The sequence below is a fragment of the Methanocella conradii HZ254 genome (assembly GCF_000251105.1).
Classification (GTDB): Archaea; Halobacteriota; Methanocellia; order Methanocellales; family Methanocellaceae; genus Methanocella; species Methanocella conradii.
The window spans coordinates 193,725-219,452 of sequence record NC_017034.1; the positions used below are offsets into that span (position 1 = coordinate 193,725).

A 25,728-nucleotide genomic window follows, 5' to 3' on the forward strand; every position below is an offset into this window, starting at 1 on the left:
CATGAAGGTATTGCTCGCCGTCAAGGACCTGTCAGGCTATGGGGGCGTCAATAACGTTGCCATCGAGCTGGCAAAGCACATGGCACCTCTGGGCGTTGAGTTTCACGTTTTATCTTATCGTACACGTGAGTTCCCGTGGATGAAAGAGCACATTCCTTTGCCAGTGGCGAGCGGCCTTCCAATCATAGAAATCCTAGAAGTACCGCTAAGGGCGATGGGGGCGTTCCGCAAGGCGGTTGATAAGGTCCGGCCCGACCTGGTCCACGTGCATACGCCGGCCATTGTGCCGCCGAAAGGCGTGCCATCCCTCGTAACAGTGCATGGCACCTACATGCGCGACGTGCCAAACCTGTTGAAGTACCCCGTATCATTGCCTTATAAGGCATTCCTTTGTTCGCTAATTTACTCTCAATACCGGTTCGAGCGCCACGCGCTGCGATATTTTGATAGGTTCCATGCAGTGTCATCGATGACAGCGGATGAGCTGAGGGCGATGGGCGTGCCTGCGGGCCTCATATCAATGGTGCCCAACGGGGTCGATACGTCCGAATTCAAGCCTCAGAAGCCCGCTAATGCGATATACGGGAAGTATGGCCTGGACCCGGCCTCTCGCATCGTCCTGTCTGTAGGCACGATTACGCCCCGCAAGGGCGCGCATCTCGTCGTCGAGGCGGCGAAAGAAGTCTTAAAAGCTCACGAGGACGTATTGTTCGTGTTCGCAGGCGCCTGCCCGAGGCTTGGCAGGAGCTACCTGAAAAAGATGAGCTCCGGGGCCTCCGATCGCATACGCTTCATCGGACAGGTGCCCCAGGAGGATCTGCTCGGCCTCTATAACGCCTGCTCGGCGTTCGTGTCGGCCAGCTACACCGAGGGCTGCAGCCTTAACATCCTTGAGGCAGCGGCCTGCGGAAAGCAGGTGGTATCGACTGACGTGGGGGGCGCCAGGGACGTGCTCGGCGACCTTGGCATATACGTTCCGGCAGGCGACCCGGCGGCCCTGGCAGAGGGCATCGTGGAAGCGCTCAATTTAGGATGCTCTTTATCCGGCCGGCTTAGGGAACGCATGGAAACGCAATTCTCATGGGAGAAGGTTGCAAAAGACATGCTCGCCGTTTATAGGTCGGCAGCGGAGAGATGAGCGCTCATCTTTTGGCCAGAGAGGCAATTACGCTGGCTATGTCGCCGCCTACCCTGTCCCAGCCATATTTTTCGACGCATGCCCTCCTGCCGGCGGCGCCCATGGATGCTCTGTCCGGCGACTCTATGAGAGATTTAATGGCCGATGCAAGGCTTTCCGGGTCGCCAGGCCTTGCGAGCACGCCACAGCCGTTTTCGTTGATCACATCTCTCACTATATCAATGTCTGAGGCTACTACGGGCTTGCCGCATGCCATGTACTCGAAAATCTTGATGGGCGAGAAGTAGAAGCCAAAACGCTCCATGTCCTTCACGCCTGAAGGGTCATAGGGGGCGACGCCTATGTCTGCGGCCGCAATATATTCTGGCACTTCCTCGTGCTTGATTGGGCCCGTAAATACCAGCTTGTCCATGGCCCCCAGGCTAGTAGCAAGGGGCTTCAATATCTCGGCATTCTTGCCCAGGATGAGAGCCCTATAGTCGTCGCCCAGCAACGCCATAGCCTTAATGAGGACTTCTATGCCGTGCCAGGCGCTCATCTCGCCTATATATACTACTACTTTTTTTCCCTCAAGCCCGTGCTCTTTTCTGATGGTCGAGCCTTCCACTGGCCTGAACTCGTGGACGTCGACGCCCGCCGTGGTAATGCGCACCCGCCCGGCCGGGACAATCCCCTCCAAGACCTTTTGTGTGTAGGCGAACACTATGTCTGCGCATTTCAGGGCAGCGCGGCTATAGTCCGGGTCTATGACCTCCTCGATGACAGGCTTTTTAAGCAAGCGGGCGGGAAATGCGCCTATTCCCTTTGCCGAGTTGCGCTCCAGGACTGCGTCGATGCCATATCTTGTGATGAGGCGGGCGGCCATCGTCGCCAGGGCGAGGCGATACGCTGTGGCAAAATAGGCCTTTTCGCCAAACTTGAATATGCGGGACCATGGTGATGGGCCGCCGGACGGCTTTCCCGCCGCCTTTCCCATTATAGGAAAGAAAATGCCCCTATATGCGCGGTGGACGTGTATGCCTTCGCTAAGCTTCTCATATGCCGGTTGTGCTTTCGACATACGCCTGCACAGTACGTGGACCTCGAATCCATTTCTAACGAGCACACGTGATACTTCCATCACGTGTGTTGACCCTCCGAGGAAGACGCCCGCGTGAGGCACGGGTATGTCTGGTGCCACGTATAAGACTGAAAGCCTTCGGCTCATTGTCTGCCCTCATAAACCTTGATGGCTCGTCCCGCCACCTCATCCCAGTCTAGCACGTTGCGCGGCATTCCTCTAAACCTTGCATTCCTTATAGCCTCAGCGAGCTTCTCCCCTTCTATGGGCAGCTCCACCCCCGTGCAGGACTCGCCTATGAACTCGTCCAGCGCCGACCCTTTTGCCACGACGCATGGCACGCCCGCGGTCAGCGCTTCCGCCACGGTTATCCCGTACGCCTCAAACCTGGACAGCATCACGAGCACGTCTGCTGTGGCGTACCATCTCAGCAGGTCTTCTCTGCTCTGGTCTTCCATGAATGCCACCCTATCCTTGACCCCTATCGCCAGCGCTTCTTTTATCAAGGATTCCTTATAGGGCCCTTTCCCTATGATATGTAGCCGGTGCCATGGCAGGTATGGTAAAGCCCTTATGGCATACTGCACGCCTTTATACTCTTCAAGCCTGCCCACGTATAGTATGACTTTCAAGCCTTTAGGATACGGCTCTAAGCCTTTAAACTCGGCCTTGTTCACGCCGTTCGGGATGACCTCGGCTTTATCATCGCAATTAAAATCCCTGCATACGAGGCTTTTCTCGAACTCCGAGACGCATATTATGCGGCTAGCCCTCTCGAAGATTCGCCTTCCCAGGTAAGCGTAGGGCTTTAACAGGAGGTTCCTCAGGGGAGTATGGCCGTGACCGTGGTAATGCGGGGTAAAAATGAGCCTTGGAGTTTTCGCCGATGCGGCATAGTAGGCTGGAAAGGCGTGGTATCCGTGGGCGTGGACTACATCGTATCCGTCAACTTTTTTCATGTAGGAGCGTAGCCCTGTGGAAAAATAGTAGGCATCGCCAGGCGCAAAGGCGGCGAACCTTAAGACTCTTACGCCATCGATAATCTCACTTTTAGGCAATTTTCCCGATGGGTCCGTGGAGAGCACCGTCACGTCGTGCCCCATGCGCGCCAATCTCTTGCTGATCTCCTCCACATGGGTCTCGACGCCGCCAATATAGGGCCTATACCGCGGGCACACCTCAGCTATCCTCATCGTACACCTCGGCCAAGGCTAACCATTACACCACTCTCATAAATATATTTCGTCGCCAGCCCCTGCCCATAAAATAATTATACCGGCAATGACGATAGACGCCTTGAGTCTCCTATGAAAAAGACGAAGGTTTGCATCGTGGGGCCCTCCAAAAAGTTCCTGAGCGGCATCAGCTATTATACGATAAGGCTGGCCAACTCGCTGGCAGAGTACCATGAAGTATCGGTGCTCTGCTTCAGGAACCTGCTACCCAAATTCATGTTCCCGGGGAGCAAGCACGTGGGCAAGGACCTGGCAAGCCTTGATTACGCTAAAAAGGTGAAGGCCTTCAATGGCATGGACTATAATAACCCTTTGACGTGGTATCGTGCCTATAAATTTTTAAAGGACGAGAAGCCCGACGTGGTCATCCTACAATGGTGGACCTCCTCGGTGGCGCACATGCACCTCCTGATAAGCTTTATCGCCGCCATGTCCACGAAGGCGAGGGTCATCATAGAGTTTCACGAGGTGGTGGACCCGCTGGAGGAGTCCATCCTGCCCCTCCGCATATACTCTCGAATCATGGGGCGCCTGCTGGTCAAAAGGGCTTCGCTATACGTGACCCACTCCGAATCCGACAGAAGGCTCATAGCCTCCAAGTATCACTTAAGCGAGGAGCGCATACGCGTCATCCCCCATGGCCTCTATGACCAGTACGAGCGTGTGCCTCAAAAGGAGGCCCGGGAGCAATTAGGGCTTGATGGGGAGTATGTCATACTGTCATTCGGGCTTATCAGGCCGTATAAGGGCGTGCCCAACCTCATTAAAGCCTTTGGCGACCTGCCGCACGAGATGGCAGAAAAATCCAGGCTTTTAATAGCTGGTGAAGTATGGGAGGACGGAGAGGCTGTAATGAAGGCCATAAACGACTGTAGATACAAGGATAGGATCACTCTGGTCAACTCTTACATACCGGATAGCCTCATCCCCATATACTTTAACGCCTCCGACGTTGTAGTATTGCCATACCTGCGGGCGTCGCAGAGCGGCGTCGCCCATATTGCAATGTCATTCGGCAAGCCCATCGTGGTCTCCAGGGTGGGGGGCCTGGAAGAATCGATGGCAGGCTATGAAGGAACGTACTTCATCCCGCCAGGAGACATTTCCGCCATCAGGGATGCCATAATAAAGCTCTATGTCGACCGCCCCCAGGCCTTTAATCCACCCAGGCTTGGGTGGGATATCATAGGAAAAAAGTACGAAGAAGTCATCTCAACCCTTAAGTAGAGACCAATAAGTACGAAAGGTATATGTAAAAATAGTGCCCATTCACCCACACAACGAAGGTGAGCGGATGGCGAAACCATCGAAAGGGAAGAAGTCATTGAAGCCAGAGCAGAAGGCCGCAAGCCGTGATAAGGCGGCACAAAAGGGACAGTCGGGACAGCAGCCTCCAAAGGCTGTCCAGGCAGAAATTCAAAAAAGTAAGCCTGCGGCCGCTCCTGAAAAGGTGGAGCCGACAAAACAGGCAAGCATTGTAGAGAAATCGATTAATTTCTTCAGGTCAAGCGTGACGTGGTACACGGTCGCGCTGGTCATTATAATGGCGTTCATGTTCTACATGAGGACGGTGCCAGCGCATGATGCGGTGTTCACAAACTGGCCCTGGATTAACGGCTCTACTTATGTAAACGTGGCAGAGGACGATGGCGTCTATCACATGAGGCTTCTCTACAATACGCTTCAGCACTTCCCGTTCAGGATCATGTATGACCCGTTCACGCATTTCCCGTATGGGAATACCATACACTTCGGGCCACTATTTGAGCTTATACCGGCGGCTTTCCTGCTTATCATAGGCCTTGGGCACCCTGCCCAGTCGCTCATCGATACGGTGGCCGCATACTACCCGGCGTTCCTGGGCATACTGGTCGTCATACCGGTGTACTATACTGGTAAAAAGCTGTTCGGCCGGCGGGCGGGGCTGGTCGCCGCCATCATCCTGGCGTTCTTGCCCGGGGCGTTCTTCTGGCGCTCCATGCTGGGCTCGACCGACCACCACATAGCTGAGGTGCTCTTCATGGCCTCCACGGTCGCCTGCCTCGTGTACGCCCTCGACGCGGCCAAAGGCTCAAAGCTCAGCCTCGAGCACCTTAAAAACAAGGATTGGAAGTCCGCTAAGATGCCGCTCATCTACGCAGCTCTAACCGGCCTATTCTTCGGCTGCTACCTGCTGAACTGGGTCGGCGCAATGCTGCTCGCCTTCATACTCTTCGCCTACTTCACGCTGCAGGCCTTCGTCGACCACCTCAAGGGCCGCCCGCTGGACTATATACCTATACTGGCGGCCTTCGTGTTCCTCATCCCGACAATCATGGTGCTGCCCTACTCGCTGGGCAACCCGTCCTTCCAGGCGGTCTACTACTCCCTGACCCAGCCAGTCATACTCATCTTCGCCTTTATTGCTATATGCGCCGAGTATCTTATATCGAGGACGATGCAGCAGAGCAAGGTTGAGAGGTGGGCGTACCCGGTCTCAATCCTGGGCATAAGCGTAATAGGCTTACTCCTCATTTACCTGGCCATCCCCGGCCTGTTTGGCATCCTCAACTATGGTATCGGCCAGCTGTGGCCGAGCGGCGGGACCTTGACCATTAGAGAGGCATACCCGACGTTCCGGGACCAGGATGCGGGCGGTATATTTAGTTTCAAGACGGTCTGGTATTACTTCTTCTTGACGTTCCCTGCATCCATCCTCGGGCTGCTCCTGTTCGCCTTCAGGGCGGCTAAAAAGCAGCGCCCCTCCGACATCATGTTCCTGGTGTGGAACCTGGTCATGTTCTGGGCGCTCATAGCGCAGAACAGGTACACCTATTACTTCGCCCTGAACGCCTCTCTCCTCACGGCTTACCTCGCGGCCGAGATGTTCAACGCCATAAGACTCGACGACCTGTGGGCAAGCTTCAGGAAGAAGGTGGACAGCATGGAGAGCTTCCAGAGGTTCGTAAAGAAAAACATGGGAAGCTGCCTGGCCGTGGCCTTCGTCCTGCTCGTGTTCGGCTTCATTGCAGTATACCCGACGCTGCCCATGAGTGACCTCACCACGCAAGGCAAGGAAGGGGCGCTGTTCCAGTGCTCCAGGTCATCGCCGGGAATGCCATATGAGTGGTACGACGCCCTTATGTGGATGCGAAACCACACCCCGGACCCCCAGGGGTCGCCGGTAAACGCGTCACTGGACTATTGGAGCGGGCAGTACTATAAGTCTCCGTCCAATAAAACATATGATTACCCGGCGAGCGCTTATGGCGTGATGTCCTGGTGGGACTATGGCCACATGATCACCTATATCGCGAACAGGATACCCAACGCTAACCCGTTCCAGGCGGGCATCATCGAGGAGAACGGGACGACCGGTGCATCGCCGTTCTTCTGCTCAACCGACGAGAACAGGAGCGTCCAGATGCTCGACGCCCTGGGCTCGCGCTACGTCATAATCGATAACGAGATGGCCTCGACCAAGTTCTACGCCATCCAGTCGTGGATAGGCGACACCGAAGGGTGGAAGACGGAGGCCAGGGCCAATCTCACCTTTGCGAACATGACGGAGGGAATAATATACGATACAGGCGAGCAGGTGCCCATCATCGCGGATACTGATAAGTGGAACAGCTCCATCATGAACCGGCTCTATTATGGGGACGCCAGTGGCATGAGCCACTACCGCCTGGTCTACGAGTCGGCCGGCTCATATGCGCTTAACTTCATGTATATGCAGTTTGGCGACCAGGGCCAGGTCTCTTATGGCATGCTAGAAATACCGCTAAGGTTTGATAACTATACGGACGCCTACAGCTACTACGACGCGGCTAGCAGGTTCGCGCTGTCGCAGAACAATCAGGGGACGTTCTATATATATAGCGCCAGGCCGCCTGCAAAATGGGTCAAGATATTCGAGAAGGTCGAGGGGGCTACTCTGACCGGAAGCGCCCCGGATGGCGCCAGCGTGACCGCCACGCTAACGCTTAAGACCGACTGGGACAGGACGTTCAACTACACGGCGACCACAGTTGCCCATAACGGCACCTACTCCTTCGTGGTGCCGTACCCCACGGAGCAGATGAAGGGCGACGGCTACTCGTATGGCATCATGCCCCAGGGCGAGTACTCTATCACCTATGGCAATACCACTAAGTCCGTGGCCGTGCCGGAGAGCGCAGTGATGAACGGTGCCACCATCCAGGTATCATAAATGAAAGACGGCGTTTGCATCCTCATCCCCACCCTAAACGAGGAGAAGACCATAGGAGACCTGGTGGCCCGCTTCAAGAGGCTGGGCTACGAGGACGTCCTCGTGATAGACGGCAATAGCTCGGATAACACCGTGCAGGAGGCGAAGGCGGCAGGCGCCCGCGTCGTCATGCAGGACGGCTGTGGCAAGGGCAGGGCAATCCAGCAGGCCTTCGCCATCATTGACAAAGACATAACGGTGATGATCGACGGCGACGGGACCTACCTGCCAGAAGAGGTGGATAAGCTCGTCGAGCCCATCGCCAGCGGCAGGGCGGACCACGTCATGGGTAACCGCTTCGCCAACTATGAGAAGGGCGCCTTCACCCGCCTCAACCTTCTGGGCAACAAGATCCTGAATAAGCTGTTCAACATCGACTATAAGGTGAGGCTGGAGGACATTCTTACCGGATACAGGGCTTTTAATAAAAAGGCCATAAAGGTGATGGACCTCAACCAGTCGGGCTTCGGCATCGAGGTAGAGCTCACGGTGGAGAGCATTAAGAAAGATCTGCGCATCTTAGAGGTGCCCATCTCGTATAGGGCAAGGGCACCTGGTGCCCCGACGAAGCTTAAGCCCCTGGAGGACGGCTTCAAGATTGGCTATACAATTTATAAGCTCGGCAAGACTTATAACCCCATGCTGTATTTAAGCCTTATAGGCGCCGCCTTCGTCGTCGCCGGGCTGGTCGTGGGCAGCTACGTCACCATTGACTGGTTTAAGGGCATCAATCACCTTCCGCTGACCGTTTTGACCGCCCTTTTGACCATCACGGGCGTCCAGATATTCATTTTCGGGTACCTGAGCGACATGATCGTGCAGCTTCAACGGGAGATGCTGCGTGAGCTCAGGAAGCGCTAATGCCGGATAGGCGGCATAATTTTTTATGCTTATTGAATTATATTATTTTGGTGATGTTATTTGCCAGAGTTCGCTAACCCGTTCGCCGGGATGAACGCCCCCAGGAAGCTGACTAAAGAGGAGCTTATACGGGCCATACGCTTTGACGTGGCCGCCGAGTACGAGGCCGCTCAGCTATACACGCAGCTGGCCGACTCTACGGACGATAAGCTCGCCCAGGCCGTGCTAAGAGACGTGGCCGAAGAAGAGGTCGTCCATGCTGGCGAGTTCCTGAGGCTACTCAAACACCTTGCCCCGGACGAGGAAAAGTCTTATAAAAAAGGCTACAGGGAAGTCGAGGAAATGATGGGGAAGCTCGAGAAGAAGTGAGCCCCCATCATGCTATATTTTGCATGAAAACCCATTGATGAAAAACTATATAGTCGTATAAATGCTTATGAGCGACAGGAAAAAGCCGTAGCGCCCTGGCGGCATGGCTGACGGTGGAGTCTGAATGATAAAACGCGATAAAACGCTCATAGCCTTGACATTTATAGTTATTTTCGCCTTTATATGCGAGTTATCTGCTATCGCTGTGGCCGACAATTCGACAGCAACCGCGACTCCGATGGCGGAGCCTACGCTCACCGTGACGCCCGTGCCTACGCCGGCCGCCCGTGACGTGTTCTCCTCCCCGAAATGGGAGACGGATCATGTGGCCATCACGGTAAAAAACGCGGGGGCTCCAATTGTGGTGGTATCGTGGATAGACAGCCCATTAAAGAATGCTACTATAGCCGTTGGGGCTGGCGAGACGATGGTCGTAACGACCCCCTCCATTCAGGCGGAGAACGGCCAGATCGTGAGCTTTGGGTTTGAGGCCTATGAAAACGGTGTGCTCATCAATTCGTATAATAAAACCATTACCGTCATGATGGGGCCGACGCCTACTCCCGCCCCCGTAGAGAGCGTGATCGTGTCCGGCCTGGTCGTGGATGCGGATAACGGCACCCCCATAGTAGGCGCATCACTCATCTTCCGCTCCATAACATATGAAAAGGCCTACCCGGCCGTGACGACGGGCAGCGATGGCATGTATACCTCGCCAAAGATGTACCCGGACTCGTACATGATAAAGATCACTGCGAGCGGCTACCAGCCAGCCCAGATGGTTACCGAAAAGATTACCGGCGATACCATGCTCGATAATATACAATTAAAGCGGCTGGCCGCGGCGCAAACGCCTACTCCCGCCCCCTCGCCGACCCCGGTAAACCCGATCGACTCCTGGATATCGCTCTTATACAACCCGCAGATGTGCCTGGGTGCGCTCACGGCCCTGGTGACCGCGATCGGAGGCTCGATAGGCATTTACGAGTGGATGGAGAGGCGACGCCTGGCCCGCCAGAAGGGAGAGGCCAGCGGGGGCGAAAAGAAGGATGAGCCTCCAGCAGGCGGCGTCAAGAAGCCCTAGATTTGCCCATGAAATGCGCCATCGCCTTTAAATATATTCACAACATTTTTTTGATTCCACATGGAAAAGGCGGAGGGCGCCCTGGACGTCGGGCACATTAAAGGCCTCACTAAAGAAGAGGCAGCATTAAGGCTAGCCGCTGAAGGGTACAACGAGCTACCTGCCGGCAAGAAGCGTACCATTTTGGGTATAGCGATGGAGGCCTTAAAGGAGCCTATGTTTTTACTCCTCATGGCCAGCGGGGCAATTTACCTGACGATAGGCGACGTCGAAGATGCCCTAATGCTGCTGGGGTTCGTCTTTGTAGTAATCGGGATAACGGTTTATCAAGAGGAGAAGGTGGAGCGGGCGCTCGATGCGCTTAAAAGCCTGTCAAGCCCGCGCGCCCTGGTAATCCGTGATGGGGAGGCGAGGCGAATACCCGGCAGGGAGGTGGTGCGGGGGGACGTCGTCGTGCTGGCGGAGGGGGACAGGGTGCCTGCCGACGCCGTCGTCCTTTCATGTAGAAACTTACTCGTAGACGAGTCATTGCTCACGGGAGAGTCTGTGCCCGTGAGAAAGCTCCCTGGAGAAAAGGTCGCAGCGATTGGAAGGCCTGGCGGCGACGACCTTCCTTTTGTGTATTCTGGCACCCTCGTGGTGCAGGGGCATGGCATCGCGGAGGTAAAAGAGACCGGGGTGCGCACAGAGATTGGAAAGATTGGCAAAGCGCTTCAAGCGCCAGGGCCGGAGAAGACCCCGCTTCAAAGGGAGGCGGAGGGCCTGGTAAAGGCGTTTGCGGTGGCAGGGATGGCGGCGTGTATCGTCGTCATCGTGGCCTATTCGCTCACCCGTGGAAACTGGCACAGCGGGGTGCTGGCCGGCCTTACGCTGGCCATGGCGCTCATACCCGAAGAGATCCCCGTAGTATTGACCATCTTCCTGGCGCTGGGCGCCTGGAGGATGTCGAAAAGGAGCGTCCTTACGAGGCGGCTCAGGTCTATCCAGGCGCTCGGCTCTACCACGGTGCTCGCGGTGGACAAGACGGGCACGCTGACCTTGAGCAGGATGACGCTAAGCGAGCTGTACTCGCATGGAAGCTTTTTCAGGATAGGCGAGGAGAGCCGGTCGCTTCCTGAGCCTTTTCACGAGCTGCTGGAGTATTCAATGCTCGCCAGCCAATCCAGCCCGTTCGACCCTATGGAGAAAGCGATAAATGATGTCAGGAGAAAATTGCTCTCGAGCACTGAGCATTTACACGATGACTGGAGCATCGTCCAGGAATACGCCCTATCGAGAAAGCTCCTCGCCCTCTCGCATGTCTGGCAGTCTCCCGATGACGGCGAATACGTGATAGCCGCGAAAGGAGCCCCGGAGGCGATATTCGACCTTTGCCACATGGATGAGGAAGAGAAATCCAGGCTTGGCGCCATAGTGGAGAGGATGGCAGGCGAAGGCCTGCGGGTCATAGGGGTTGCCCGGGCAAAGTATAAGAAAGGCGGGCTTCCTCCCGACCAGCATGACTTTAAGTATGATTTTATTGGGCTTCTTGGATTCTTTGACCCGCTGCGCCCCACGGTGCCGGAGGCGGTTAAGGAGTGCTATGAGGCGGGGCTGCGGGTCGTGATGATTACTGGCGACTACCCGGCCACGGCGCAAAGCATAGCGAGACAGGCGGGCATAGCCTGTAATGAGATCATAACGGGCCACGGCCTTGAGATGCTAAGCGACGATGAGCTGAAAGAGCGCGTCAAGAGCGTAAACGTTTTCGCAAGGGTGGTCCCGGACCAAAAGCTGCGCATCATTAAGGCTTTGAAGGAGAACGGGGAGGTCGTCCTGATGACAGGGGACGGTGTAAACGATGCGCCAGCGCTGAAAAACGCGGACATCGGCATCGCCATGGGGGTGAGGGGCACCGAGGTTGCGCGCGAGGCCTCCTCATTCGTGCTGCTTGACGACGATTTCTCCTCCATCGTGCATGCCGTGAGAACGGGAAGGAGGATACTGGATAATATAAAGAAGGCCGTGGCATACATTTTTGCCATACACGTTCCTATCGCGGGCATGTCCCTGCTTCCCGTGCTCCTTGGATGGCCTATCATGCTCTTCCCGGCGCACATCGCCTTTTTGGAGCTGATAATTGACCCGGTCTGCTCGGTGGTGTTCGAGGCGGAGCCCGAGGAGAAGGACGTCATGAAAAGGCCGCCGCGGAAGCTGGACGAGCCCATATTCGATAAAAGGATGGTGGCCCTGAGCGTCTTGCAGGGCTTGGTCGTCCTGGGTATCGTCGCCACAGTTTATAGGCTTGCGCCCCTGCTTGGGGAGAGCGACTCTCAGGCCCGTGCTCTCGCCTTTACAACGCTTGTCCTTGCGAACCTGGGCCTAGTCTTTACTAACCGCTCGTGGAGCAGGACTATAGTTGAGATGGTTGGCGTTCGTAATGAGGCGCTGCTTTGGGTTACCCTGGGTGCCCTGTTTTTCCTGGGCTTTGCCCTTTACGTGCCCTTTTTGGCCTCTATCTTTAAGTTTGGCCCCCTGCATTTTGTCGATTTGTTTGTGTGTGTTGTCGCCAGCATTGCCAGTATACTTTGGTTCGAGGCCCTGAAATTGATCGTCAGGATTGGCGGCCATCGAGCTTCAATATAGAGACAAAAGCCATTCACCATATTATAACATGATACATCTTACATCTCAGCAACAAAGCATTAAAACCCAAAGGTTCAAATATATTTAGCGCGATTACAATTCAGGAATCGCTATGGATACGAGAAGGGATCTTTTTATTCACGGATGTCAGGTTCCTTGACACCACTTTGAGGGATGGCGAGCAGACGCCGGGCGTAAGCCTGGAGCCGGAAAAAAAGGTCTGGATTGCCAGGAATTTAGATGCGTTGGGCGTGGACGTCATCGAGGCCGGCTCGGCCGTCACGTCCGAGGGCGAGCGCGACGGGATAAGGGCCGTCGTGAAGGAAAACTTGAAAGCCGAGATATGCAGTTTTGCAAGAATTGTTAAGGGCGACATTGACTACGCCATCGACTGCGGCGTGGACTCCGTTCATTTGGTGGTGCCCGTTTCTGATTTGCATATCGAGCAAAAGCTAAAGAAGGACCGCGAGACGGTCAAGAGCAATGCCATCGAGATGGTGGAGTACGCCAAGAAGCATGGGCTTATAGTGGAGCTCTCAGGGGAGGACGCGTCCCGTGCTGACCTCGATTATGTGATAGATGTGTTCAAGGCGGGCGTGGAGGCGGGAGCCGACAGGCTATGCTTCTGCGACACCGTGGGAGTGCTACGGCCGGAGGGCACTTATGACATATTCAGGCGGCTGGTCACGGAGCTAAGGGTGCCGGTGAGCATACACTGCCACGACGACTTCGGGCTGGCCACGGCCAACACGCTAGCGGCCCTGAAGGCGGGGGCCAGCCAGGCGCACGTCACCATGAACGGCGTGGGCGAGCGTGCCGGCAACACGCCCCTCGAAGAGGTGGCCATAGCCCTGAAGTACCTCTACAATGTTAACACTCGCATCGTGCTGGAGAACCTGTACCCTACATCCAAGCTGGTCAGCAGGCTCATGGGGGTGCCCGTGGCGCCCAACAAGTCGCTCGTGGGGGACAACGCCTTCGTGCACGAGTCCGGCATACACGTCCATGGGCTGATGGCGAATACAGCCACATACGAGCCTATAACCCCGGAGACCATCGGCAGGAAGCGGCAGATAGTGCTGGGCAAGCATGCAGGGCGCTCAACCGTCGAGATGGCACTACAGGGCTTAGGGCTTACCGCGACCGGGCAACAGCTTGACGAGATCACGAAGCGCGTGAAGTGCCTTGGAGATAAGGGCAAGCACGTCACCGACGCGGACCTCATGTCCATTGCGGACAGCGTGCTGGGCAGGAATACTGAGGCGCGCATAAAGCTGATTGACTGTACGATTTTATCGGGCAACCACGCGACCCCGACCTCCTCGGTGAAGATAACGATAGATGGGCAGGAGGTAGTCGAGTCGGGCGTGGGGGTTGGGCCGGTGGATGCTGCGCTGAACGCCCTGAGAAAGTCGGTATCGGGGGTCGCGGACATAAAGCTTGACGAGTACCGGGTCGAGGCCATCACCGGCGGCACCGACGCCCTTGTGGACGTGTGGGTCAAGATGTCTCGTGATGGCAGGGTGATAAGCGCCCGTGGGTCGGGCCCGGACATCATCATGGCCTCGGTGCAGGCGTTCGTGGAGGGCATGAACCGGCTCATCCAGGAAAAGAATGGGATCGTAAAAAAGCCTTAGGCAGGCCCCGGTGTCTAATATGAAAAATAATGATAAACTATTAATATCTACAATTTCTTACAGACTAGGCAACCCAAAGGAGGTCATGAAGTGAGCGCGAACGCACCCCAGAGGATGCCCGGCGCCAGGGCGCTTATAAGGTGCCTTGAGGCCGAGGGCGTGGATACCATCTTCGGGTATCCAGGTGGCGTTGTCCTGCCAATATATGACGAGCTCTACGACTCGAGCATCCGCCATATACTGGTCAGGCATGAGCAAGCGGCTGCACACGCGGCGGACGGCTATGCGAGGGCCACGGGGCGCGTAGGCGTATGCCTGGCAACCAGCGGCCCCGGGGCGACGAACCTTGTAACGGGCATCGCCACCGCTTACATGGACTCGGTGCCCATCGTCGCCATGACGGGGCAGGTCGTGACCAGCCTTATAGGTAACGACGCCTTCCAGGAAGCGGACATCACGGGCATTACCATACCCATCACCAAGCACAACTACCTCATCAAGGACGCAAAGGAGCTCCCCAGGATCGTCAAGGAGGCGTTCTACATCGCCTCCACGGGCAGGCCCGGCCCGGTGCTGATCGACATACCCAAGGACGTGTCGGCAGGGCTGATAGACTATACCCCTGTAGAGAAGGTGCAGCTTCCAAGCTACAAGCCGACATACTCCGGGCACCCATTGCAGATAAAGAAGGCCTGCGAGCTCATCGAGAAGGCCGAGAGGCCCGTGATGCTCGTCGGGGGCGGGGCGATAATATCGGGCGCCCACGAAGAGGTGAGGCAGCTTGCCGAGACGCTCATGGCGCCGGTGACCACGACGCTCATGGGCAAGGGGGCTTTCCCCGAAGACCACCCTCTTTCGCTGGGCATGCTGGGCATGCATGGCACCAGGTACGCTAATTACGCGGTCATCGACTGCGACCTCTTGATAGCCATAGGGGCACGTTTCGATGACCGGGTGACGGGCAAGATCGAGAGCTTCGCCCCGAGGGCGAAGATAATCCACATAGACATAGACCCGGCCGAGCTTGGTAAGAACGTCCGGGTGGACGTGCCCATAGTGGGGGATGCCAGGATAATCCTCAAGAAGCTCATATCCACATTAAAAATTAAGCTGCCTAAGACGGCGGAGTGGAACCGCAAGGTTGAGGCCTGGAAGAAGGAGTACCCGCTCGACTATGATAAGGATTGCAATGAGCTGAAGCCCCAGTGCATCGTGGAGCGGCTGAACGAGATCGTGAAGGATGGGATATTCGTCACCGAGGTGGGCCAGAACCAGATGTGGGCCGCCCATTATATTAAGTGCAAAAAGCCGAGGACCTTCATTTCCTCGGGCGGCCTGGGCACGATGGGGTATGGCTTTCCAGCCGCCATCGGGGCCAAGATTGGCCGCCCGGACAGCGAGGTCTGGGACATAGCGGGCGACGGGAGCATCCAGATGAACATCCAGGAGCTTGCTACGGCTGTGAGCAACGACGTACCCGTCAGGGTGGCCATCCTTAACAACGAGTACCTTGGCATGGTCAGGCAGTGGCAGGAGCTGTTTTATAATAGGCGTTACTCCTATACCAGCATGAAGGGCCAGCCCGACTTCGTCAAGGTGGCCGAGGCTTATGGGGCTGTGGGCATAAGGGTCGACCGCAAGGAGGACGTGAAGGACGCCATAATCGCCGCGATGAAGAGCGATAAGCCGGTCTTCATCGACTTCAGGGTTAGCAAGGAGGAGAACGTCTTCCCGATGGTGCCTGCCGGCGCCTCCATCAACGAGTTCGTCGAGCAGAGGGGGTATAAGTGATGGCCAACGGCAACGGGAAATCCCATACCCTTTCGGTGCTTGTCGCGAACAAGCCTGGCGTGCTCACGCACGTCTCCGGCCTGTTTAGCAGGCGCGGCTACAACATCGACAGCCTGACTGTGGGCGTGACCGAGAACCCCGAGATATCGAGGATGACCATCGTGGTTCATGGGGACGAGCACGTCATCGAGCAGGTCACCAAGCAGCTTAACAAGCTCATCGACATAATCAAGGTTGTGGACCTGTCCCCCCAGGAGTCAGTGGACCGTGAGCTTGCCCTTATTAAGGTGAGCGCCAGCCCGGAGTCGAGGGGCGAGATCATCCAGATCGTGAACATCTTCAGGGCTAAGATCGTGGACGTGAGCGCCAAGAGCCTGATAATAGAGGTCACTGGCAGCACGGATAAGATCAACGCCCTGGAGGAGCTTATGAGGCCCTTTGGCATCAAGGAGATGGTCAGGACGGGCAAGGTGGCCCTGGTGAGGGGCGCGAAGCCCACGCAGTTCGACAGGTAAAAGATACGATGTGGCAGGGCGGTGGGCTTTATATTGGCGGCAGCCTATATGCAATTGGTGATAAAATGAAAGTAGAGCTAGTCGTGGATGGAAACAGGATACCGCTCAACAGGTTCGTACAGAAGATACTGGGCTCCGGGGTGGCCGGCATGGTGGAGACGCTGGACAGCGTTGAGACGCCCTGGAGGATAATCGAGCTAAAGGTTGAAAAGGGCGAAGAAGATGCGTAGTAACTAAAAATAGTTACGAAAAGTTTATTTATTAAGCACTATTACTTAATATCGCGGCTTGTTCGGGGAAATGAGCCTCTTATCCATGCATCCGCAACCACGCCCGCCACCCCAAGCTTTATAGAGGCGGGCGGACATTTTATTTGAAGAGGAGTGGCGAAGTTGGGCGTTATCATCGATGGTTTCATACAGGCCATGCTCCTTATAGTAAGCCTCGACCCTGAAATCATCGACATAGCCTCGCTATCCCTTAAGGTGTCCGGGGCGTCCACTTTGCTGGCGTCGGCGATGGGCATACCGCTCGGCGCATTTATCGCTCTCAACGAGTTTCCTCTTAAGCGGCTTTTGAAGAATATAATCTATACGTTGATGGGCTTGCCGCCCGTGGTCGCGGGCCTCCTGGTGTTTTTAATGGTGTCGAGGGCCGGGCCGCTGGGCACGTACGGGCTGCTTTTCACGCCCACGGCGATGGTCATAGCCCAGGTCCTGCTCATCCTTCCGATAATAACGGGTCTCACGATTACCGCAACGAGGGCGGTAGACAGGGCCATCATCGATACGGCCATATCCATGGGAGCGGGCCGGCTGCACACAGCACTAATCACCTTGAACGAGGCGAGGCAGGCGCTGATAGTCGCAGTGCTGGCAGGGTTCGGCCGGGCGGTGGCAGAGGTCGGCGCCGTGATGATAGTTGGGGGCGATATCCGGTGGAGCACCCGCGTGCTTACCACCTCCATCGTACTAGAGACGAGGATGGGCGACTACACCATGGCCATAGCGCTGGGGACCATTCTATTATCCCTCTCTTTTGTAATTAACATGGCTTTGAACCTCCTGCAGGGGGAGCGATGATGATATCAGTCAGGGGCCTTTCGAAGAGCGTGAACGGCAGGGCCATATTGAAGAACGTGTGCCTTGAGGTCGGGGAGGGCGAGGCCCTGGCGCTGGTCGGGCCGAACGGCGCAGGCAAGACCACGCTGCTACGAATAATAAACATGCTCGACACTTGCTATGAGGGCGAGGTATTAATAAACGGGATTAACGTCAGGGAGGGCGGGACGATGCTGAGGCGGTCCATGGCGATGGTTTTCCAGAAGCCCGTGGTCTTTTCCATGAACGTGTACGATAACGTGGCGTACGGGCTGAGGCTCAGGAAGGTGCCCAGGGCGGAGATGGATGAGCGGGTGAAGGAGGTGCTCGCCCTTCTCGACATGTCGGGCCGGGAACGGGAGCCGGCAAGGCACCTCTCCGGGGGTGAGGCGCAGCGCGTCGCCTTCGCCCGTGCCTACGTGCTCAAGCCGAAGCTGCTATTACTAGACGAGCCCACCGCCAACCTGGACAGGAATAACGTGGCCATAATAGAGAAAGCCATAAGGAACATCAACGAGCGCTACGGCACGACTGTGGTCATGGTCACCCATAGCCTGCAGCAGGCCAGGAGGCTTGCCCGGCGGATGGCGTTCATGATGGACGGCGAGCTGGTCGAGGCTGGCAGCATTCAGAAGATGCTCGACGACCCCGCCGATGCCCGCACGAGGGCTTTCGTGAGCGGCGACATGGTATTCTGAAAGAGCGGTCCTGAGTTATAAAATGGGTCGTGGCGCCGGTCTTCAAGCTCCTTCTGGTGCACGGGGCAGAATTTAGTCGGCGGCCCGCCGCCGTAAAGCTTCCAGGACCTTTTTTCCAGATGCACCGACGCCATTACACATTTCCTATCCTCGCAGTGCTCCAGTCCCAGCAGGTGGCCCGCCTCGTGGATGAGCACCGCCTCTTCGAGGCGCTCGCTATCCATGTAATTCTTAAGGATGACGAAAGAGTCAGCCCTATACGACATGCCCACCACCTTTTCGCTCTCGTTAGAGGATGGGCCCTGGGCGTTAACGTATATGATATAAATGGGAATGCTCCCGCCCAGCCAGCCCATCCGGCAGTGCCCGTACCGCTCTATGATGCCAGCCCCGATCACGCTCACGTTACCGTCGTCCACCCTGCCCTCTACCACGCTTGCCGGAAGGTCCCCATACTTTTGGACCTCCACGCGCTTGCCAGTATAGTTTACCAGCATCTGCCTCAGGCCTTCCAGCGCCACATCGGAAGGGGCTGCATCTTGCTGATAATGCACCTCCAGCACGATTTCATCATAAGGGGAGCGCTCATACAAGTATAAAGGGGCGTATGCGCCGGTAGCCTTGACGACCTCATGGTGGACGTACAGGGGAAACCCGACGAACGCGGCCGTCGTGGCTATGAGGAGAGCCGCCAGCATGGGCCAGAGGCTTTTTATGGAAACCATTCACATTGGACTATGGCAATCGCACATATAATGCTTAGCGTTCGGGGTGCAACTTGGAGCATATAGAAAGAGGCCTCACCGAAGCAGAGGCCAGGGGACGGCTGGCCATCCACGGCCCAAACCTAATCGTAAAGCCCAGGGAGGTAAGCTTCCTGGGCATCGTGGCTGAAGAGATAACCGAGCCGATGATCCTCCTGCTATTATTCGTTGGCGCAGTGTACTCGCTCTGGGGCAAGCTCGAGGACGCCCTCACCATATTCGTCGTAATAATTTTGCTGGTCTTAGCCGAGGTGTGGAACGAGTACAGGGCGAAGAAGGCCATCGCATCTCTCGCCAAAATTGCTGCGCCTGTTGCAGGCGTGCTGCGCGATGGCGCCATTAAAGAGGTAAAGGCGGAGGAGGTGGTGCCGGGCGACGTCCTGGCGTTAAGCCAGGGAACCAGGGTGGCGGCCGACGCCAGGCTTCTCGTATCGTATAGCCTGCAGGTGGACGAGTCGGCGCTGACGGGCGAATCCTTCCCGGTCCTGAAAAAGGAGGGAGAAGAGGTGTACGCGGGCACCGTGGTAGTTTCCGGGGAGGGCCTGGCGGAGGCCGTGGCGACTGGAAGGGGCACGAGGCTTGGCAGGCTCTCTGCCGCGGCACGAGAGATAAAGCCGCCGAAGACCCCATTGCAGAAGGCCATGAAGTCGCTCGCGAAGGGCCTGGTATTCGTCGCCCTGTTTTTTAGCTTCTTGATACCGTTTTTAGGGTACATTAGGGGCCAGCCGCTGAGGGAGATGGTATTGACCGGCCTGGCGCTGGCCTTCTCAATCATCCCCGAGGAGCTGCCGATCATTATTACAATGGTGCTCGGCCTTGGAGCATACCAGCTATCCAGGGAGGGCTTCCTGGTTAAAAAGCTGAAGGCGGCCGAGGTCCTCGGAGACGCGACCGTCATTCTCACCGACAAGACGGGCACCATCACGGAGAACAGGATGAGGGTGGTGTGGGCGTACCCTCCGGATAAGGAAAAAGAGGTTCTCAGTGCAGCGATGGCCTCTATGACCGGCCTTTCCCGATCGCCCACGGATATGGCGATAATGGAAAAGGCGAGGGATATGGGCATCCGCGCTGAAGGTGCGGTGCTAAGGGAGCGCAGCTTCGATGCCACTAAAAAGACCAGGGCGCTGATCAGGAGGCTGGATAGCGGCAATGAGCTCTTCGTGACGGGCGCCCCCGAGAGGGTGCTAAAAAGCTCACTGGAGCCAAGGCCGGACATTGAGCGGGCAATGCTGGAGGAGGCGTCAAAGGGGCGCAGGGTGGTGGCGGTGGCCAGGAAGGCCGTGCTGGAGGGGCAGGAGGAAATGCCTTTCGACGAGCTGGAGAGGGACGTGGACGTAGCGGGCATAGTGGCCATAGAGGACCCGCCGCGCAATGGCGTAAAAGAGACCATAAAGAGGGCCAGGGATGCCGGGGTGCGGACCATCATGGTGACGGGTGACCATCCACTTACTGCTGCTTACATCGCCGGGGAGGTGGGCATACCAGGCGAAAGGGTGATAACGGGCGCCGAACTGGCCAGTATGTCCGACGATGGCCTGCGCAGGGAGGTGGAGCGGGTCTCGGTCTTCGCCAGGGTGACGCCTGAGGACAAGTACCGTCTTGTAAAGGCGATGCGGGAGAACGGGGAGGTCGTGGCGGTCACAGGCGACGGGATAAACGACACGCTGGCCCTGAAGGCGGCGGACATCGGGATCGCCATGGGCATAAGGGGCACTGACGTGGCCAGGGAGGCCGCAGACGTGGTGCTCGCCGACGATAATTTCGTCACGATCGGGCACGGCATCTTCCAGGGCAGGAAGTTTTTCGATAACCTGAAAAAGGGCCTCAAATATTATTTATCGGTCAAGACGGCGCTTATCCTCGTATTCCTGGTGCCGGTACTGCTGGGCTTGCCCCTCCCTCTGGCGCCCATCCAGATCATCCTTTTAGAGCTATTCATGGACCTGGCGGCCTCCGCGGGGTTCGTGGCGGAGCCGGCAGAGCGCTCGATATACGAGCCTATAACAAAGAAAAAATTATTCGATAGGGGCATGCTAGCTGGCATCGGCCTGTCCGGCCTAAGCCTGTTCGCCGCCGTGTTCGGGCCCTACTATTACGCCTTATCGAGGGGCCTCCCCCTGGAAGGGGCGCGGACCTTCGCCTTCACCGCATGGATAATGGGGCACATCTTCCTGGCATTCGTGTCCCGCTCGGAGCGGGAGCCGCTCATATCCCTCGGCCCTTTCACGAATGTGGCGATGGACGTGTGGGCGGCAGCGGCGTTCGCCTTCCTGTTCCTCATCCTGGCCACCCCTCTGGGCGCCCTGGTAAAGGCAACGCCCCTCACCGCATCACAAATATTTCTCATCGCGTGCATAGCCCTTGTGGCGACGCTCTGGCAAGAAGCCATTAAAATGCTAAAAAACATACCCAAAACAGAGAAAGCGTAGGAACTTGGATTTTTTAAAATTTTAGTAGCAACAGTTTGGGGGGTATATAGCTTGCGACTTCAACACCAAGTTCCTACGTTACTATTTGTTTGCGCAATTGGTATATATACTTACTCTTGCCCATCTCGACCAATCCAAAATTTCTTATAGTTTGAGGCGTACCAGATATTGTGATTTCACATGGGGAATCGTTTTTTACTCTGTAGAGATACCGAATAAGACCATAGAGATTTTTGATACGACTCTCCGCGATGGGGAGCAAACGCCCGGCGTGTCTTTCACGCACGAAAAGAAACTCGAGATCGCCCGCCAGCTCGACAGGCTTGGCGTGAACATAATCGAGGCAGGTTTTCCGATTTCATCGGCAGGCGAGAAGGAAGCCGTAAAGGACATCTCTCGCCTGGGATTGAATTGTATCGTATGCGGCCTGGCCAGAGTTGTCAAGGCCGACATAGACGCCTGCCTGGACGCGGACGTGGGCATGGTCCACACCTTCGTCTCCACCTCTGACATCCAGAGGGAGCACACGATTAAGAAGTCGAGGGAAGAGGTGGTGGCCATGGCTGTAGAGGCCGTAGAATACATCAAGAGGCATGGCCTGCCCTGCCTGTTCTCCGCCATGGACGCCACGAGGACCGACGTGGACTACCTCATCAAGGTCTTTAAGGCTGCCGAGGATGCGGGCGCTGACATCCTGAACATCCCCGACACCGTGGGCGTGGCGTCTCCCGTATCCATGAAGGGCTTGACGGCGGAGGTCTATAAGAACGTGAGGGTACCAATAGCAGTGCACTGCCACAACGACTTCGGGCTGGCGGTGGCCAACAGCCTGGCCGCGGTGGAGGCCGGGGCGAAGCAGGTTCAGGTCACGATGAACAGCCTGGGGGAGAGGGCGGGCAACGCGGACCTGGCTCAGGTCGTCATGAGCCTTCATTCTATATATGGCGTCAGGACGACGATAAGGACGAGGCATCTTGTGGAGACCGCGAGGGTCATAGAGCGGTTCTCGGGCATCCCCATCTCGCCCACCCAGCCGGTGGTGGGGGCTAACGCCTTCTCGCACGAGTCGGGGATACACAGCCACGGCGTCATAGAGGAGAGCAAGACCTTCGAGCCTGGCATCATGACGCCCGAGATGGTGGGCCACCAGCGCAGGCTCGTGCTGGGCAAGCACACGGGGAAGCACGCCGTGAAGAAGATCCTCAACGATTCCGGCCTTGAGCCGACGGAGGCGGAGCTTAACGCCATACTGGAGAGGGTGAAGGCCCTCGGGGACAAGGGCAAGAAGGTCACCGACGTTGACCTTTATGCGATCACCGAGGCAGTCATGGGGGAGGTTGCCCACGCAGAGAAGCGCATAGTCCTGGACGAGCTTTCGGTGATGACGGGCAACATGGTGACCCCTACGGCAACAGTGAGGCTGACGGTGGATGGCAAACAGTACGTGGGGGCCATGACGGGGGTGGGCCCCGTCGACGCCGCCCTCAAGGCCGTGGAGAGCCTGGTGAATGGCCCGAACAGGATGCGCCTGCGGGAGTTCAGGATGGAGGCGATAACGGGCGGCTCCGACGCGCTGGCGGAGGTCATGGTCGGCGTCGAGGACGACAAAGGCCACATGGTCACGGCGAGGGCGGCCCGGGAGGACATCGTGAGGGCTTCCGTCGAGGCCCTGGTAAATGCCATGAACCGCCTTTCCACAATATCGAAAAAATGATTGGGGTTTATGCCCCCATTTTTCTCAAGAGGAGAAGGTATTTTAACTAATGGGCTATAAAGGAAAAATATGGCATCCATTAAATCGCCAGGATGCCATAATTATAAAAGCTAGTAGCACTCCGATTGCCCTTTGGCCAATCCGTGCATAATTTCAGACAGTATTATATCCACGAAGACAGAACAGTGAATAATTATATCAATTATATATATGGAGTAGACATAATGCCACCTATAAAGAATACTATCATATCGCCGATTAAAAACCCGTTCAAGCTGGACAAGATACCGTTTTTTAGGGAGAGGAGCAAGGAGAGGAAGAATATAGCCCTTCTTGTGGACGGCCCTAACATGCTCCGCAAGGAGTTCCAGATCGACCTAGAGGTGGTCCGGGATATCCTGAAGCGCTATGGGGACATCAAGGTTGGCAAGGTTTTTCTAAACCAGTATGCCTCGGATAAGCTTGTGGAAGCCATCGAGAACCAGGGCTTCGAGCCCATCATCGGCTCCGGGGACGTCGATGTGCGGCTTGCCGTCGACGCCATAGAGCTGGTTTTCAGCCCAAACATCGATACCATTGCCATCGTGACCCGGGACGCGGACTTCAAGCCAGTGCTGGCGAAGGCTAACGCGCACGGCAAGGAGACGATAGTGTTCGGCGCGGAGCCTGGCCTGTCGATAGCGCTGAAGAACGTGGCCGACTTCGTCATCGTGTTCGACGGGAACGAGTGGCACGAGGTCACTAAGGACAGTGACCGGGAGATCGAGGCGGAGCCTGTGCAGCAGTGAGGCGCCTAACCGCAGCCTCGACGCACGCCTTTAATACTTTGTAGATGTCGACGGGGCATTTGATGACCAGGCCTGCGGCAGCCGTGTGGCCCCCGCCGCTGCCCCCATACGTTTTTCCAATCTCATTTAAAAGCGCTGCCAGGTCCAGCTCCACCCCCCGCCTGACCCGGCCAGATATCCGCACTTCCCCGTCGAGCTCCGATCCTACGAAGGCCACGTCAGCCCCAAGCCCCACCAGGGAAGCGGCGGCCTGGGCGCCGAACGAGCTGACCTTCGAGGTGACGAGCAAATAGTCGCCCTCCCTGGTGAGGGACAGCCTCGACGCGGCCTTGAGCATGGCTATCCTCGACGAGATGTCCGCTGGCGCCTGGGCCAGGAAGTCCATCACAGAGGAGAGCTCGATGCACCCGTCCCTGAGAATTCTCGCCACCGCCTCGAACGTGCCGGGCTGAGCGTACCGGAAGTGCCCGGTGTCAGTCAATATGGCGAGAAGCAGGGCGAACGCCACCTCTGCATCAACATGGGCGCCATTTTTCTCGTAGACGCCGAAGACAAGCTCGGCCGTCGACGACGCCCTTCTCGTGAAAGAGAACAGGCACGCGCCTACCAGGTCGCCCGGCTCATGGTGGTCGATGACCGCACACCTCTCCAGCCTCTCATAGCCAGCCTGTACCATGCTGGAGGCGTCCACGACGACCGTAAGGCCATATTTCGACGGGTCGGGCCTTATTGCCACGCTGACGCTTAGCCGCTCGGCGAGCGCCTCCGCGATCGCGCTAAGGCCGTCCTCAACTCCTACAGTGCCCCCGAACAGGCGCATCAGGGCGTAGGCGCTTCCAAAAGAGTCGGCGTCGGCGTTCTTGTGGCACAGAAACAACACGTTATCATATTGCCTTACTCGGCCGTAGAACTCGTTCTCGTCCATTCAAGCCCTCAGCACGCTCAGCGGTATCCTTCCGTCATGAATCGCCGACGCAACTATGGCGCCGGACGCCCCACACCTTTCCAGTAGCTCAAGGTCGCTGGCATCTTTCACCCCGCCTCCCACTATGATGCGGTGCCTGGAGGCGGATGCTGCCGATGCCACAAGGCTCGCATCGACGCCCTCGCCCGTTCCCACCCTCGCCACGTCTAATAGAATTACTGCGGCAAGCTCCATTCCGTTGAGCAGCCCTATGACCTCAAGAGGCGATAAATTCAAGGAAGGGTCCCTGCACATCGTCCTCCCGTGCCTCATATCAAGGCTTATGATGGTCCGGCTCCCCTGGCACTGCTCTATGGCGCTCAACGTGGCAGTCTCGGTGCCGATTATGACCGACCCTGCCGCCTCCATGGCCTCCTTGAAATCGAGGGGACTCGATATGCCCGCATCGACCATGGTACGCGTCATGCCCGACAGCCTTTTAATGACCTCAAGGTTATCTCCAGCCCCGGTAATCCGGTCGAGGTCGGCTATGTAGGCCTCGGACGGCCTGAGCCTGCGGATCACTTCAACGGGGTCCGAGGTGTGCACGATACGGCTCGACTCGGCGATGGGGCGATACTTATCCCTTTCCCCTCTTACCCCTCTCACCACGATGCCGCCCTTCAGGTCGCAGGCCAGTATGCAGCGCATACCCGTTACATATCGCTCAATTTATTTAGACCTTAGCGTGGGGCAGCCCCGTCGCTCATAAAAATATGTCC

Annotated in this window: 21 protein-coding genes; 16 read left to right on the forward strand and 5 right to left on the reverse strand. The window is 56.8% G+C overall.

Annotated features, from left to right (window positions below):
• The first annotated feature begins 1 nt into the window (after position 1).
• Complete coding sequence (locus MTC_RS01015) at positions 2 to 1,138, forward strand: glycosyltransferase family 4 protein (protein ID WP_014404811.1); 1,137 nt, start codon at positions 2 to 4, stop codon at positions 1,136 to 1,138.
• A 4-nt stretch (positions 1,139 to 1,142) separates the two neighbouring features.
• Here MTC_RS01015 and MTC_RS01020 read toward each other — a convergent pair whose 3' ends face one another.
• On the reverse strand, positions 1,143 to 2,345 hold the full coding sequence (locus MTC_RS01020; protein WP_014404812.1) for a glycosyltransferase family 4 protein: 1,203 nt from the start codon (positions 2,343 to 2,345) through the stop codon (positions 1,143 to 1,145).
• Positions 2,342 to 3,391, reverse strand: a complete 1,050-nt coding sequence (locus tag MTC_RS01025) for a glycosyltransferase family 4 protein (protein WP_014404813.1) — start codon at positions 3,389 to 3,391, stop codon at positions 2,342 to 2,344. The genes MTC_RS01020 and MTC_RS01025 overlap by 4 nt, the downstream gene beginning before the upstream one ends.
• A 114-nt stretch (positions 3,392 to 3,505) precedes the next feature.
• Here MTC_RS01025 and MTC_RS01030 point away from each other — a divergent pair, with 114 nt between their 5' ends.
• From MTC_RS01030 to MTC_RS01085, 12 genes are all read left to right on the forward strand, one after another.
• A complete protein-coding gene (locus MTC_RS01030) occupies positions 3,506 to 4,660 on the forward strand; it encodes a glycosyltransferase (RefSeq protein WP_014404814.1) in 1,155 nt (384 codons plus the stop codon).
• A gap of 67 nt (positions 4,661 to 4,727) precedes the next feature.
• Positions 4,728 to 7,625 (forward strand): oligosaccharyl transferase, archaeosortase A system-associated, encoded by a 2,898-nt coding sequence (locus MTC_RS01035; RefSeq protein WP_014404815.1) that lies wholly within the window; start codon positions 4,728 to 4,730, stop codon positions 7,623 to 7,625.
• On the forward strand, positions 7,626 to 8,525 hold the full coding sequence (gene aglJ / locus MTC_RS01040) for an S-layer glycoprotein N-glycosyltransferase AglJ (RefSeq protein ID WP_014404816.1): 900 nt from the start codon (positions 7,626 to 7,628) through the stop codon (positions 8,523 to 8,525). It abuts the gene before it with no gap.
• A 60-nt stretch (positions 8,526 to 8,585) separates the two neighbouring features.
• On the forward strand, positions 8,586 to 8,894 hold the full coding sequence (locus MTC_RS01045; RefSeq protein WP_014404817.1) for a ferritin family protein: 309 nt from the start codon (positions 8,586 to 8,588) through the stop codon (positions 8,892 to 8,894).
• A 124-nt stretch (positions 8,895 to 9,018) separates the two neighbouring features.
• Positions 9,019 to 9,978: a carboxypeptidase-like regulatory domain-containing protein gene (locus MTC_RS01050; RefSeq protein ID WP_014404818.1), complete on the forward strand. Its 960-nt coding sequence runs from the start codon at positions 9,019 to 9,021 to the stop codon at positions 9,976 to 9,978.
• 60 nt (positions 9,979 to 10,038) lie between these two features.
• Positions 10,039 to 12,603 carry a cation-translocating P-type ATPase gene (locus MTC_RS01055; RefSeq protein ID WP_014404819.1) on the forward strand — a complete coding sequence of 855 codons (2,565 nt, stop codon included), beginning with the start codon at positions 10,039 to 10,041 and terminating at the stop codon, positions 12,601 to 12,603.
• A 128-nt stretch (positions 12,604 to 12,731) separates the two neighbouring features.
• Complete coding sequence (locus MTC_RS01060) at positions 12,732 to 14,240, forward strand: (R)-citramalate synthase (protein WP_081476777.1); 1,509 nt, start codon at positions 12,732 to 12,734, stop codon at positions 14,238 to 14,240.
• A gap of 90 nt (positions 14,241 to 14,330) precedes the next feature.
• Positions 14,331 to 16,031 carry an acetolactate synthase large subunit gene (locus MTC_RS01065; protein ID WP_014404821.1) on the forward strand — a complete coding sequence of 567 codons (1,701 nt, stop codon included), beginning with the start codon at positions 14,331 to 14,333 and terminating at the stop codon, positions 16,029 to 16,031.
• On the forward strand, positions 16,031 to 16,546 hold the full coding sequence (gene ilvN / locus MTC_RS01070) for an acetolactate synthase small subunit (protein ID WP_014404822.1): 516 nt from the start codon (positions 16,031 to 16,033) through the stop codon (positions 16,544 to 16,546). The genes MTC_RS01065 and ilvN overlap by 1 nt, the downstream gene beginning before the upstream one ends.
• Positions 16,547 to 16,611: 65 nt before the next feature.
• Positions 16,612 to 16,776, forward strand: coding sequence for a hypothetical protein (locus tag MTC_RS13440; RefSeq protein WP_014404823.1), 165 nt, complete (start codon positions 16,612 to 16,614; stop codon positions 16,774 to 16,776).
• A gap of 162 nt (positions 16,777 to 16,938) precedes the next feature.
• Positions 16,939 to 17,628 carry an ABC transporter permease gene (locus tag MTC_RS01080; RefSeq protein ID WP_014404824.1) on the forward strand — a complete coding sequence of 230 codons (690 nt, stop codon included), beginning with the start codon at positions 16,939 to 16,941 and terminating at the stop codon, positions 17,626 to 17,628.
• Positions 17,625 to 18,344, forward strand: a complete 720-nt coding sequence (locus tag MTC_RS01085) for an ABC transporter ATP-binding protein (RefSeq protein WP_014404825.1) — start codon at positions 17,625 to 17,627, stop codon at positions 18,342 to 18,344. Before MTC_RS01080 ends, MTC_RS01085 begins: the two co-directional genes overlap by 4 nt.
• Here the strand turns inward: MTC_RS01085 and MTC_RS01090 are convergent.
• A complete protein-coding gene (locus tag MTC_RS01090) occupies positions 18,275 to 19,069 on the reverse strand; it encodes a matrixin family metalloprotease (RefSeq protein WP_014404826.1) in 795 nt (264 codons plus the stop codon). The genes MTC_RS01085 and MTC_RS01090 overlap by 70 nt on opposite strands.
• A gap of 53 nt (positions 19,070 to 19,122) precedes the next feature.
• On the opposite strand from MTC_RS01090, the gene MTC_RS01095 reads away from it, so the two are divergent.
• From MTC_RS01095 to MTC_RS01105, 3 genes are all read left to right on the forward strand, one after another.
• Positions 19,123 to 21,540: a cation-translocating P-type ATPase gene (locus tag MTC_RS01095; protein WP_014404827.1), complete on the forward strand. Its 2,418-nt coding sequence runs from the start codon at positions 19,123 to 19,125 to the stop codon at positions 21,538 to 21,540.
• Positions 21,541 to 21,691: 151 nt separating this feature from the next.
• Positions 21,692 to 23,254 carry a 2-isopropylmalate synthase gene (locus tag MTC_RS01100; RefSeq protein WP_014404828.1) on the forward strand — a complete coding sequence of 521 codons (1,563 nt, stop codon included), beginning with the start codon at positions 21,692 to 21,694 and terminating at the stop codon, positions 23,252 to 23,254.
• A gap of 224 nt (positions 23,255 to 23,478) precedes the next feature.
• Positions 23,479 to 24,042, forward strand: a complete 564-nt coding sequence (locus MTC_RS01105) for a TIGR00288 family NYN domain-containing protein (RefSeq protein WP_014404829.1) — start codon at positions 23,479 to 23,481, stop codon at positions 24,040 to 24,042.
• On the opposite strand, the gene MTC_RS01110 is transcribed toward MTC_RS01105, so the two are convergent.
• Positions 23,996 to 24,967 (reverse strand): DHH family phosphoesterase, encoded by a 972-nt coding sequence (locus MTC_RS01110; RefSeq protein ID WP_014404830.1) that lies wholly within the window; start codon positions 24,965 to 24,967, stop codon positions 23,996 to 23,998. The two genes, MTC_RS01105 and MTC_RS01110, sit on opposite strands and share 47 nt — an antisense overlap.
• The gene (locus MTC_RS01115; protein ID WP_014404831.1) at positions 24,968 to 25,657 is read right to left on the reverse strand and encodes a HisA/HisF-related TIM barrel protein; all 690 of its coding nucleotides are present in this window, start codon (positions 25,655 to 25,657) and stop codon (positions 24,968 to 24,970) included.
• Positions 25,658 to 25,728 lie beyond the last annotated feature (71 nt).

What these genes read in the sequence shown, in the direction of transcription:
- MTC_RS01115 (WP_014404831.1), bottom strand. Translation starts at nt 25,657, where the DNA reads ATGCGCTGCATACTGGCCTGCGACCTGAAGGGCGGCATCGTGGTGAGA.
- MTC_RS01085 (WP_014404825.1), top strand. Translation starts at nt 17,625, where the DNA reads ATGATGATATCAGTCAGGGGCCTTTCGAAGAGCGTGAACGGCAGGGCC.
- MTC_RS01035 (WP_014404815.1), top strand. Translation starts at nt 4,728, where the DNA reads ATGGCGAAACCATCGAAAGGGAAGAAGTCATTGAAGCCAGAGCAGAAG.
- MTC_RS01020 (WP_014404812.1), bottom strand. Translation starts at nt 2,345, where the DNA reads ATGAGCCGAAGGCTTTCAGTCTTATACGTGGCACCAGACATACCCGTG.
- MTC_RS01030 (WP_014404814.1), top strand. Translation starts at nt 3,506, where the DNA reads ATGAAAAAGACGAAGGTTTGCATCGTGGGGCCCTCCAAAAAGTTCCTG.
- aglJ (WP_014404816.1), top strand. Translation starts at nt 7,626, where the DNA reads ATGAAAGACGGCGTTTGCATCCTCATCCCCACCCTAAACGAGGAGAAG.
- MTC_RS01025 (WP_014404813.1), bottom strand. Translation starts at nt 3,391, where the DNA reads ATGAGGATAGCTGAGGTGTGCCCGCGGTATAGGCCCTATATTGGCGGC.
- MTC_RS01055 (WP_014404819.1), top strand. Translation starts at nt 10,039, where the DNA reads ATGGAAAAGGCGGAGGGCGCCCTGGACGTCGGGCACATTAAAGGCCTC.
- MTC_RS01105 (WP_014404829.1), top strand. Translation starts at nt 23,479, where the DNA reads ATGCCACCTATAAAGAATACTATCATATCGCCGATTAAAAACCCGTTC.
- ilvN (WP_014404822.1), top strand. Translation starts at nt 16,031, where the DNA reads ATGGCCAACGGCAACGGGAAATCCCATACCCTTTCGGTGCTTGTCGCG.
- MTC_RS01050 (WP_014404818.1), top strand. Translation starts at nt 9,019, where the DNA reads ATGATAAAACGCGATAAAACGCTCATAGCCTTGACATTTATAGTTATT.
- MTC_RS01090 (WP_014404826.1), bottom strand. Translation starts at nt 19,069, where the DNA reads ATGGTTTCCATAAAAAGCCTCTGGCCCATGCTGGCGGCTCTCCTCATA.
- MTC_RS01110 (WP_014404830.1), bottom strand. Translation starts at nt 24,967, where the DNA reads ATGGACGAGAACGAGTTCTACGGCCGAGTAAGGCAATATGATAACGTG.
- MTC_RS13440 (WP_014404823.1), top strand. Translation starts at nt 16,612, where the DNA reads ATGAAAGTAGAGCTAGTCGTGGATGGAAACAGGATACCGCTCAACAGG.
- MTC_RS01015 (WP_014404811.1), top strand. Translation starts at nt 2, where the DNA reads ATGAAGGTATTGCTCGCCGTCAAGGACCTGTCAGGCTATGGGGGCGTC.